Origin of the sequence: Streptomyces sudanensis (assembly GCF_023614315.1) — a bacterium.
Classification (GTDB): Bacteria; Actinomycetota; Actinomycetes; order Streptomycetales; family Streptomycetaceae; genus Streptomyces; species Streptomyces sudanensis.
The window spans coordinates 2842574-2853127 of sequence record NZ_CP095474.1 but is presented as its reverse complement, the minus strand read 5'-3'; the positions used below and the strand labels follow the sequence as shown (position 1 = coordinate 2853127).

Annotated in this window: 5 protein-coding genes and 3 pseudogenes; 3 read left to right on the top strand and 5 right to left on the bottom strand. The window is 77.0% G+C overall.

Annotated features, from left to right (window positions below):
• Window positions 1–186: 186 nt before the first annotated feature.
• From MW084_RS13245 to MW084_RS13230, 4 genes are all read right to left on the bottom strand, one after another.
• Window positions 187–1539 carry a PrsW family intramembrane metalloprotease gene (locus tag MW084_RS13245; RefSeq protein ID WP_010471470.1) on the bottom strand — a complete coding sequence of 451 codons (1353 nt, stop codon included), beginning with the start codon at window positions 1537–1539 and terminating at the stop codon, window positions 187–189.
• A gap of 66 nt (window positions 1540–1605) precedes the next feature.
• The gene (trmB, locus tag MW084_RS13240; protein ID WP_010471472.1) at window positions 1606–2373 is read right to left on the bottom strand and encodes a tRNA (guanosine(46)-N7)-methyltransferase TrmB; all 768 of its coding nucleotides are present in this window, start codon (window positions 2371–2373) and stop codon (window positions 1606–1608) included.
• Window positions 2374–2528: 155 nt separating this feature from the next.
• Window positions 2529–3737, bottom strand: a complete 1209-nt coding sequence (gene lhgO / locus MW084_RS13235; RefSeq protein WP_010471474.1) for an L-2-hydroxyglutarate oxidase — start codon at window positions 3735–3737, stop codon at window positions 2529–2531.
• A gap of 140 nt (window positions 3738–3877) precedes the next feature.
• A complete protein-coding gene (locus MW084_RS13230) occupies window positions 3878–5353 on the bottom strand; it encodes an NsdA family TPR-like regulatory protein (RefSeq protein ID WP_010471476.1) in 1476 nt (491 codons plus the stop codon).
• 704 nt (window positions 5354–6057) lie between these two features.
• Between MW084_RS13230 and MW084_RS13225 the strand changes: the two are divergent.
• Together MW084_RS13225 and MW084_RS13220 are read left to right on the top strand one after the other, a co-directional pair.
• Window positions 6058–7871: pseudogene (locus MW084_RS13225) on the top strand (asparagine synthase-related protein); the annotation flags it as partial.
• Window position 7872: 1 nt separating this feature from the next.
• Window positions 7873–8169, top strand: a pseudogene (locus MW084_RS13220) (asparagine synthase-related protein); the annotation flags it as partial.
• Between the two features lie 577 nt (window positions 8170–8746).
• Here the strand turns inward: MW084_RS13220 and MW084_RS13215 are convergent.
• Window positions 8747–9499 carry a TetR/AcrR family transcriptional regulator gene (locus tag MW084_RS13215; RefSeq protein WP_039829476.1) on the bottom strand — a complete coding sequence of 251 codons (753 nt, stop codon included), beginning with the start codon at window positions 9497–9499 and terminating at the stop codon, window positions 8747–8749.
• Between the two features lie 348 nt (window positions 9500–9847).
• On the opposite strand from MW084_RS13215, the pseudogene MW084_RS13210 reads away from it, so the two are divergent.
• Window positions 9848–10524 (top strand): annotated as a pseudogene (locus tag MW084_RS13210) (NAD(P)/FAD-dependent oxidoreductase); the annotation flags it as partial.
• Window positions 10525–10554: the final 30 nt, after the last annotated feature.

Here is a 10554-nt window from a genome sequence, read left to right as displayed (position 1 = left end):
CCNNNANAAGCAAGAAAACCGCGGATGCNNTCCCTGGCCCGCTGTCCGCGAGGTCGCCCGCGGTGGGCCGTCCACGGCCTGCTTCCCCCTGCCGCCCGCCCGCCCTCCGGTCTGCTGCCGCCTCCCGCCGGGGTGTCCGGCGGCGGGGAGCCGGACGGACCGCTCTCCGCCCGGCTCGCCGCCGGGTCAGTGCCGGTACGGGTTGTAGCCCGCGTAGTCGCGGTGCGGCGGCGGCGTCCACGCCCGGCCCGTCGCGCGCGCCGCGAACGTCAGGGCCGGGGCGGCCACCTCCTTCCGCTGCCACAGGTGGTGCAGCAGCTCCTGCTCCCGCGCGGTGAAGTCCTGGTCGGCCACCCCCCGCCGCGCCCGGTGCCGCAGGAACGCCAGGGAGGTCGCGAACGCCTCGTACTCGCCCACCGACCGCGCCGCCGCCGGGCCGAACGTGCGCGCCGCGTAGGACCGCGCCAGGCTCCGGGCCCGCATCGACGACAGCGCCGGCGGCTCGTCCGCGGACAGCCAGCCGGCCGCCGCGTACGCCGGCAGCTCACCGGCCACCGTCCGCAGCTCCCGCTGGCGCGTCCACACCGCCAGCCACGTCAGCAGCCCCAGCGCCGGCAGCATGAACGCCCCGTACACGAGGACGAACCCCCAGGGCCCGAACGTCGTCGAGCCGTTCCACAGCGCGTGCACCCCCATCGCCAGGGCCAGGCCCAGCAGCGGCAGCAGCGTCCGCAGCACCCTGCGCCGGCGCGCCGTCATCGCGGCGATGCCGAAGCCGATGCCGGTGAGCACCGTGAACAGCGGGTGCGCGAACGGCGACATGACGATCCGGACGAAGAACGTCACCGCCGTCACCGACTGGAAGCCGGCCGTCCCGAACTCCTGGTCCTCGCCGAAGGCACTGCCCAGGTACAGGATGTTCTCGGTGAAGGCGAAGCCGGTCGCGGTGAAGCCGGCGACGACCACGCCGTCGACCAGCCCCGTGAAGTCCCGTCTGCGGAAGAGGAAGACCAGCAGGATCGCGGCGGCCTTCGCGCTCTCCTCCACGACGGGGGCGACGACGGTCGCGCCGAGCGCGTCCGCCGCGGTCGGGTCCGCCGTCGCCGCGGCTATCCAGCGCGTCGCGAAGGTGTTGGCGACGATCGCGACGAGCGCCGCCGCGAACGCGCCCCAGGCGAAGGCGAACAGCAGGTTCCGCCAGGGGCCCGGTTCCACGCGGTCCAGCCAGCGGAACGCCGCCGCCAGCAGCGGCACGGGGAGCACCGCCAGCCCGAGGCCGACCAGGAAGCCCGTCGTACCTGTCTGCTCCCGGACCAGGGCCAGGATCACCAGGGCGCACAGCGCCAGCGCCAGGCTCAGGGCCGAGATCCGCACCACCCTGCTCCGCCAGAACGCGCCCCGCGGTTTGTACCGCCAGCGGGCCCGGTCCGGCACGGCGTCGAACGACGGCCGCGGATGGTACGCCGGGATGGCCGGCTGGGCGGGGCCGGCCGGCGGAGGGGTCCGCGGTGCGGTGCGGTGCGCGTGCGAATCTGACACCCGATCGACCCTAGACGGCGGCACCGACACTCCGCGAGCGCGTTGCGGACAGTCGCGGCCGGACCGTCACACCCGGGCGAACAACAGGTCGTGGACGACGTGCCCCTTCTCCAGTCCCTGCCCCTCGAACCGGGTGACCGGGCGGAAGTCGGGCCGGGGCGCGTACCCGCCGCCGGGCGCCGTGTTCACGAAGTCCGGGTGCGCCGTCAGCGCCTCCAGCATCCACTGCGCGTACGGCTCCCAGTCCGTCGCGCAGTGCAGGACCGCGCCGGGCTTCAGCCGGGTCGCGGCGAGGCTCAGGAACTCGGGCTGGATCAGCCGCCGCTTGTGGTGCCGCTTCTTCGGCCACGGGTCCGGGAAGTACACCCGGACGCCGGCGAGCGAGGCGGGCGGCAGCATCTCGCGGAGCAGGATGATCGCGTCGCCGTTCGCGACGCGGACGTTGGTCAGGCCGTGCCGTTCGACGAGGCCCAGCAGGTTGCCCTGGCCCGGCGTGTGGACGTCCACGGCGAGGATGCCGGTCGAGGGGTCGGCGGCGGCCATCCGCGCGGTGGTCTCGCCCATGCCGAAGCCGATCTCCAGGACGACCGGGAGCCCGCCGAACATCTCGTCCGGGTCGAGGACGCGCCGCCCGTCGACGTCCAGTCCCCACAGGGGCCACAGGCGGCGCAGCGCGTCGGCCTGGCCCGCGGTGACGCGGCTGCGGCGCGGCTGGAAGCTGCGGATGCGGCGCTCGAAGTGCGAGCCCGCGGGGTCGGGCGCGGGCCCGGTCCCGTCGGGGAACATGCGGCTGCCGCGGCGCGCGGCGGGCGCGCCGGAGCCCCCGCCGGGCACGGCCGCCCGCCCGCCGGCCTCCNCGNGCCCTCCGCCCGGCCCGGCGCCCCCGGGGCGCCGGGCCGGGCGGAGGGGNCGGGGNTTCGTGGGGTGCGTGCTCGACGCGGTCTTCTCGGACACAGTGCCCTCGATTCTACGAACCCTCCCGGCGTTCCCTACCCGGCCAGGTGCGCCAGGGCCCGCCGGGCCACCTCCCGCCCGATCGGCAGGGACGCCGTCGCCGCCGGCGAGGGGGCGTTCAGCACGTGCACCGTGCGCGGCGCCTCCCGGATCAGGAAGTCGTCCACCGGCGTCCCGTCCCGCAGCACCGCCTGCGCCCGCACGCCCGCCGGGGCCGGCCGCAGGTCGGCGGCGGACACCTCGGGCAGCAGCCGCCGCACCGCCGCCGTGAAGGCGGGTTTCGACAGCGACCTGCGCAGCTCGCCGGCCCCGTACCGCCAGTGCCGCCGGGCCATCGCCAGGGTGCCGGGCCAGGCCAGCGTCCCGGCCAGCTCCCCGGGCCGCACGGTGAGCCGGCCGTACCCCTCGCGGGCCGTCGCGAGCACCGCGTTCGGCCCGACGTGGACGCCCCCGCCGATCCCCCGTGTCAGGTGCACGCCGAGGAATGGGAAGGCCGGGTCCGGCACCGGGTACACCAGGCCCCGCACCAGCTCCGGCCGGGCCAGCTCGTAGTACTCGCCCCGGAACGGGACGATCCGCACGCCCGGATCGTCCCCCGCGAGCCGCGCCACCGCGTCGCAGTACAGCCCCGCGCAGTTGACCAGGACCCGTGCGCGCACCACCGAGCCGTCCGCCGTGCGCACCGCCACCCCCCACGGGCGCCGGTCCACGGCGGCCACCCGCGCCCCGTAGCGCACCCGTGCGCCGGACTCCCGGGCGAGCCGCGCCGCCACCGCGCCGTAGTCGCAGACCCCCGTCGTGCCGACGTGGATCGCGGCGACGCCCCGCACGTGCGGCTCGTACGCGCCGATCTGGGCCGGCCCCAGCTCGCGCACCGGGATGCCGTTGCCGCGGCCGCGCTGGGCCAGGGCGTGCAGCCGGGGCAGCTCGGAGCGGTCCGTGGCGACGATCAGCTTGCCGGTGACCTGGTGGGGCAGGCCGTGCTCGGCGCAGAACTCCGCCATCTCGGCCGCGCCCCGCACCGCGAACCGCGCCTTCAGGGAGCCGGGGCGGTAGTAGACGCCGCTGTGCACGACACCGCTGTTGCGGCCCGTCTGGTGGCGGGCGGGGCCGGACTCCTTCTCCAGGACGGTCACCCGCGTGCCGGGGGAGGCCCGCGACAGCGCGTACGCCGTCGACAGTCCGACGATGCCCGCGCCGACCACCAGGACATCGCAGTCGAACACGCCGCCGAACCCGGACACCTGTGCCACCTCCCACCCCGATAGTGCACTGGCCCATCGGCGGCACCGCTAAACCATGCGCGTCCGGGGCGGGGCGGGTCGTGCCGGGCGGTACGCCGCCGCGTGCCCCGCCCGCACCGGGACGGGGCACGCGGCGGGCCTCACGCCGGGGCCGTCAGCAGGGGACGGGCCAGCTCGCGCAGCTCCGCCACGCGCGGCTCGTCGCCGTACGGCTCCAGGCGGTGCAGCAGGTCCCGCACGTACTCCGTCGTACGGGCCGACGAGATGCGCCCGGCCACCTCCACCGCGCGCGTGCCGGCCGCGCAGGCGGCGTCGAGGTTCCCCGACTCCAGTTCCGCCACGGCGCCGACGACCAGCCGCAGCCCGTGGGAGCGCACGTACTCCTCCGTCGGGCACGACAGGGCCTGCTCGGTGAACCTGCGCACCTGGCGCGGCGCCTTCAGGTCGCGGTAGCACTCGGCGGCGTCGGCGGCGAATCGGTCGTACGAGTAGAAGCCCAGCCACGACGGGTCGGCGTCGCCGTCCCGCGACCGCTCCAGCCACCCCTCGGCCGCCCTCAGCGCCGCCCCGGCGGCCGCCGCGTCCCCGGCCTTGGCGTGGGCGCGGGCCTCGACGAGGCGGAAGAACGACATGGTGCGCGCCGTGGCCAGGCCGCGGTTGCGCTCCACGGCCGCCTGGGCGAGGTCGACGCCCTCGTCGGCGAAGCCCCGGTAGGTGGCCTGCAGCGACATCGACGCCAGGACGTACCCGCCGAGCGGCACGTCCGCGGCGGCGCGCGCGAGGCGCAGCGCCTGGATGTAGTACCGCTGGGCGGCCTCCTGCTGACCGGTGTCGAAGGCCATCCACCCGGCCAGCCGGGTCAGTTCGGCGGTCGCGCCGAACAGCGCCCGGCCGACCTCGTCCGAGTACGAGGCGAGCAGCAGCGGCGCCGCCTCCATGCGCAGGCACTCGGGCACCATCGACGAACGCCAGTCCCCGCCCCCGTACTTGGAGTCCCAGCGGCGGGCGTCCTCGGCGGCCTCCCGGAGCTTCGCCACGTCGCTGTGGCCCACGCGCGCCGGGGCGCTCCCCGCGGGCGGCTCCTCGGCCGCGGCGACGGGCACCGCACCGGCCGCCGGGCCGCCCCCCGCGCGCGGGACCCGCCGCTCCACGGACGGGTCGGCCGGCGTGATCAGCCACCGCGAGGCGGGCACCGCGTACGCGCTCACCGCGAAGGACCCGGCCAGGGACTGCCAGATGCCGCCCCCGCCCGCGCGCCGCCCCGCCAGGTCCAACCGGTACAGCTCCGTCGCCGACCGCACCGCCTCGCCCACGTCCCGCGGGAACGCCAGCCCCACCTCGGGCGTGGGGTCCGCGTCGGCGAGGCCGATCTCGTGCAGCGGCACCGGGCGGCCGAGCTTCTGCCCGATCGCGGCGGCGATGAGATGGGGCGCGGCGCCCTGCGGGATCATGCCCTTCGACACCCAGCGGGCCACCGAGGTCTTGTCGTAACGCAGCGTCAGGCCGCGTTGCGCCCCCAGGTCGTTGACGCGCCGGGCCAGTCCGGCGTTGCTGATCCCGGCGAGGGCGAGAACGGTGCCGAGCTTCTCGTTCGGTCCGCGTAGCTCCCTGGACATGCGCCACCCCTCGACACCCAGACGGCTGCCGCGCCGCCGGTCGACGGGCGCGCGGCATTCGTCAACCCAGCGTAGTTCGCCGCATCTCCACCGTTAAGGGGTGGTGTTCCCTCTGGCGGGATTGTCGTACGTACGGGACGGCCGCGCGCCGGCTCCGCGGCGCCGTGCCCCCGGTGTGTGGCCGTGCGCCCGCCCGTGCGCTCTGGCCGGTGCCGCGGGGGGAGGGCTTCGATGGGTGCCGCGTGGGTCGGCCCGCTGGCGGGAACCAGCGGGCCGGAGGACGCCGCCGCCTCATTCCCCGCGGGCGGCGGACCGGTCCGGGGGGCGGCGGCGCCCTCCGGACCGCACGGGCGGACCGCCGCCGAGGCGGGGGCACCCGGCGCCCGTTCCGGTCGGTCGACGGACGAAGATTGGCCGAATGCCGCCTGTGGCCCGACCGGTCGAACCCCTCGTTCCGCACCCCGGCACGGCCGGTCCGCCGGGTGCGGGAAGGGGCCGGCCGCCCGTGCGCGCCCGCCGCCGCCGGGCCGCCAACGGCCAAGGGCCTCCTTGCGTTTGCGTGCCCGCCGCCCCGGCGGCCTCCCGCGTGCCCGTTGTCGTGGCAGCATGTCCCCGTCGGCCCTCCCGTCGCACCGGCCGCAACCGCGGCGCGTGCCGGACGGGCCGCGGGCGGCTGGAGATGTCCACGGGCTGTGGAGGCGGCGATGCGCTGGCTGGTGGGGTGGAGCAGTGCCGCCGCGACCTTCGGCACGAGGGGCGCGGCCGGCCCCGACGACGACGGCGCCGTGCAGCCGGTCGGCGGACAGCTCCTGTGGGACGGGCCGGACCCCCTGTGGGCCGTCGGCGACTGGCGGCCCGACGAGGTGCGCGTCGTCAGCGTCGCACCCGACGTCAGCCTCGCCGTCCTCGGCTGCTGCGCCGCCTCCGACGAGGAGTTGAGGGTCGGCCTGTTCGCCGCGCGCGGGGGCGCGCTGCGCCACCTCACCGCCTGGCACGGCAGCTACACCGCCGTCGTCCGGACCGGCCGCCGCGTCACCGTCGCCTCCGACCTCGCCGGCGCCCGCCCCGTCTTCCACACCCCCTGGGCCGACGGCACCGCCTACGCGACCGCCGCGCTGCCCCTCGCCGACCTCGTGGAGGCGCAGCTCGACATCGGGCACCTGGCGGCGCTCCTCGCCTGCCCGGAGACCCCCGAGGCGCTGCGCGACTCCACCCCGTACACGGGCGTCAGGCGCGTCCCGCCCGGCCACGCCCTCGTCCTGCGGGAGGGCTCCCGGGAGGTCACCGGGTACGAACCCGTCGCCTCCCTCGCCGTCGCCGCGGCCCGGCACGACCCGGACAGCGCCGTCGAAGGCGTGCGGGACGCCCTCGTCGAAGCCGTACGCGCCCGCCTCACCGCGCCCCGCCACGCTCCGGCCGCCGCGCCGCCCGACCCCGGGCCGGTACCCGGCATGGGCCCCGCCGACCGGCGCGCCGCCCGCGGCGAGGCGCCCGCGCCCGGCATCGGCGCCGACCTGTCCGGCGGCAGCGCCTCCAGCACCCTCGCCCTGCTCGCCGCGGGCCTCCCCGGGGTGCCCGGGACCATCGCCGGGCACGGCGGCGCGGGCGCCGGCGAGCGCCTCCTCGCCGTCACCTTCAACGACCTCGCCGCGAGCGCCCGCGAACCGGCCCACACCGCCGAACTGGAGCGCGCCCGCGCCCTGGCGGAGGACCCCCGCCTCCACCACGTCGTCGTCGCCGCGGCCGAGGAGGCCCTCCCGTATGCCGACCTCGACGTGCCGCTCACCGACGAACCGGGTCCCGCCCTGGTCGCCGCCGCCCGCCACCGCCGCCGCCTCGCCGCGGGCAGCGCCGACCACTTCACCGGCCACGGCGCCCGCCAGGTCCTCGACGCCCATCCGGCCCGCCTCGCCGACCTGCTGATGGACCGCCGGCGCCGCCACCTGATCCGCCCCGTCACCGCGCTCGCCCGCGCGACCGGGACGACCGCCGGCTCCCTCCTCGTCCCGATCACCGTCTACCGGGCCGCCCGCCGCCTCGCCCGCACCCCCTACCGCGCCGGGCTGGAGGCCGCCGCGGGCCGTCTCCTCGAAGCCAACCGCGCCCTCGCCACCGGCGCCGCCCCCGGTCCGCTCGACGCCTCCCTGGCCGCCCTCGCCTGGTCGCGGCCCGGTCCCGCCGCCCGCTGGCTCACCGGCGAGGCCCTCGCGGAAGTATCGGTTCGCCTCCAGCAGGCCGCCACCCGCCCCGCCTCCGTCCAGCGCCCGGGCGAGGCCCGCGCCCGCGCCGCCCTCGCCCGGTACGCCGCCGACCACCGCGTCCTCGAACAGGCCGCCGAGGTCCGCAGCCAGCGCCTGCACGCCCCGTTCCTCGACAACCAGGTCGTACGGGCCTGCCGCGACCTCCCCGAATCGCTCCGGGTACGGCCCGGCGCCCGCGCCGACGTCCTGCGCGCCGTCCTCGCCGGCGCCGGCATCCACGACCTGCCGCCCGGCTGGGGCGCCCCCACCCGCGCCCCNTCCCCGGCCGCCGTCCAGGCCGGACTGCGCCTGGCCCTGCCACAGCTGCTCGCCCTGTTCGACGCGCCGCTCCTCGCGGACGCCGGGCTCGTCGAGGCGCGCGTCGTGCGCACCGCCCTGCGTGCCGCCGCCGACGGAGAACCCGTCCCCCTCGACGGCATCGCGGACCTGGTCTCCACCGAACTGTGGCTCAACCGGCTGCTGATGCGCCGCGGCACCTGCTGGTCCGGTACGGCCGCGGCCCGCCGCCGCGCGGTCGCCGCGGGCGTACCGTCCCGGCCGACCCTCCGCTCCTGACCGGCGGGCCCGGACCGGTCCAGGAACGGGCGGCCCCGCGCGTCCACGGGGCGGGCGCCCGCGCCGTGGAGNCCCGGCGCCGCGCCGGGCCGCCCGGCGGGCCCGACCACCGACCTCGGGGTCCCGGTGCCCGTCCGCTCCGGCCCTCGTCGCTCCGGTCCTCGTCGCTCCTGCCTTTGTCGCTCCGGTCCTCGTCGTCCCGGTGCCCGTCCGCTCCGTGGCCCCGGTGCCACGACGCCGCGCGGGGCCCTCGCCACGGAGCCGCCCGCCCCTTCCGGGAGGGCGGCTCCCGCGCGCCCGGGCACACCGGGCCCGCCGTCCGCGGCGAAAGGGCGCCCCGTACCGCGACGCGTGCTCCCGAGCGGACGCCCCGTACCGCGACGCGTGCTCCCGAGCGGGCGCCCCGTACCGCGACGCGTGCTCCCGAGCGGGCGCCCCGTACCGCGACGCGTGCTCCCGAGCGGGCGCCCCGTACCGCGACGCGTGCTCCCGAGCGGGCGCCCCGTACCGCGACGCGTGCTCCCGAGCGGGCGCCCCGTAGAGGCACCTGCGGAAGGCACCCGCGGGAGGCACCCCGTCACGGGCGCGAGCGGAGCCCCTCCAGCATGATCTCCAGCAGCCGCGCCGAGGCGGCGCTCTGCTGCGCCGCGTCCGGCAGGGACGGCGCCCCCGTCGCGATGACCAGCAGCACGTCCGCGACCGTCACGTCCCGCCGCAGCTCACCGGCCTCCCTGGCGCGGTCGACCAGCCGGCCCACCACGTCCAGCAGTTCCGGCGTCCCCGTGTCGTCCGGCCCCCCGGCCGCCGGCGCCGTACGCGGGACACCCGCCCTCAGCACCGCCGAGGAGGCCGCGTCCCGCTGGCGCGGCACGCGGGCTTCCTCGGCCGGGGACGCCTCCTCCTCGACACCCACCCGCAGCACCTGCGGGGGCAGCAGCCGCCCGGCCCCCGACGCCACGGACGTGCGCAGGAAGCGGGCGAGCGCCGACCAGGGCTCGTCCTCCTCGTCCAGGGCGGTCCGCGCCTGCTCGGCGAGCCGCGCCGTCTCCTCCTGGGCTATGCGCCGGACCAGCACGTCCTTGCTCGGGAAGCGCCGGTAGACCGTGCCCACACCGACTCGGGCACGGCGTGCCACGTCCTCCATCGGCGCCCCGTACCCCAGTTCACCGAACACCTCGCGCGCGGCGCGCAGGACGTGTTCGAGGTTGCGCTGGGCGTCCACGCGGAGCGGCGCCGGACGCGCGGCCCCGGCCACGCCGGCCCCCGCCGCGGGCACGCCGCCGGCGTCCTGCGCGGTCCGGGCCCGCCCATACGAATCCTGAATGTGCATGAGTTCCCCCGCTTGTTCGACGTCTCCCCCCGGAGACTCCCCGCCCGACATCCGGGGCCCGACCCGGCAGCGCTCAGGTCATGTGCGCCGGCCCGACGCCCCGACGAGGTACGAACATAGTTGAGACGCAGTCAATTCAGAAGGGGTAGTTCCGTCCGGTGCGCCCCCCGATCGGAGCAAGGCCGGAAGCCTCCTGTTTCTCTGCCTCCGCATCATCATCACACCCGCTCTGAGCTGCGGAATCGCCCCCGCGGCCGGTCGGTCGCCGTACTGGTTTGCGCCGGATCCGCAGTCACATGATTCGTTCGGCCTGTGGACAAACCCCCGTGTCCGTTGCGTCATGGGAAGGTGACGGCTGCAATCCCGAGGGGATCCGACGCATCCCCGGCTCGTGTGCGCGTTCTCGTCGTCGGCGGCGGCTACGTCGGCCTGTACACCGCCCTGCACCTCCAGAAGAAGCTCAGAGCCGGGATGAGGAGCGGCGAGGTCGAAGTCGTCGTGGTCGCTCCCGACCCGTACATGACGTACCAGCCGTTCCTCCCCGAGGCGGCGGCCGGAAACATCTCCCCCCGCCACGTCGTCGTACCGCTGCGGCGCGTCCTCGGCCACTGTCGGATCGTCATCGGCGAGGTCACCTCCCTCGACCACGCCGGGCGCACCGCGACCGTCACCACCCTCGCCACCGAGGAGGAGGGCACCGGTCCGCTCGAACTCACGTACGATGAACTGGTCCTCGCGCCCGGCTCCGTCTCACGCACCCTGCCCATCCCCGGCCTCGCCGAGCACGCCATCGGCTTCAAGACCGTCGAGGAGGCGATCGGCCTGCGCAACCACGTCATCGAGCAGATGGACATCGCCTCCTCCACCCGCGATCCGGCCGTCCGGGACGCCGCGCTGACCTTCGTCTTCGTCGGCGGCGGGTACGCCGGCGTGGAGGCGCTCGCCGAACTGGAGGACATGGCCCGCTACACCGCGCGCTACTACCACAACATCAGGCCCGAGGACCTGAAGTGGGTCCTCGTCGANGNCAGCGACCGNCNNNCNGCCNGNNNNCG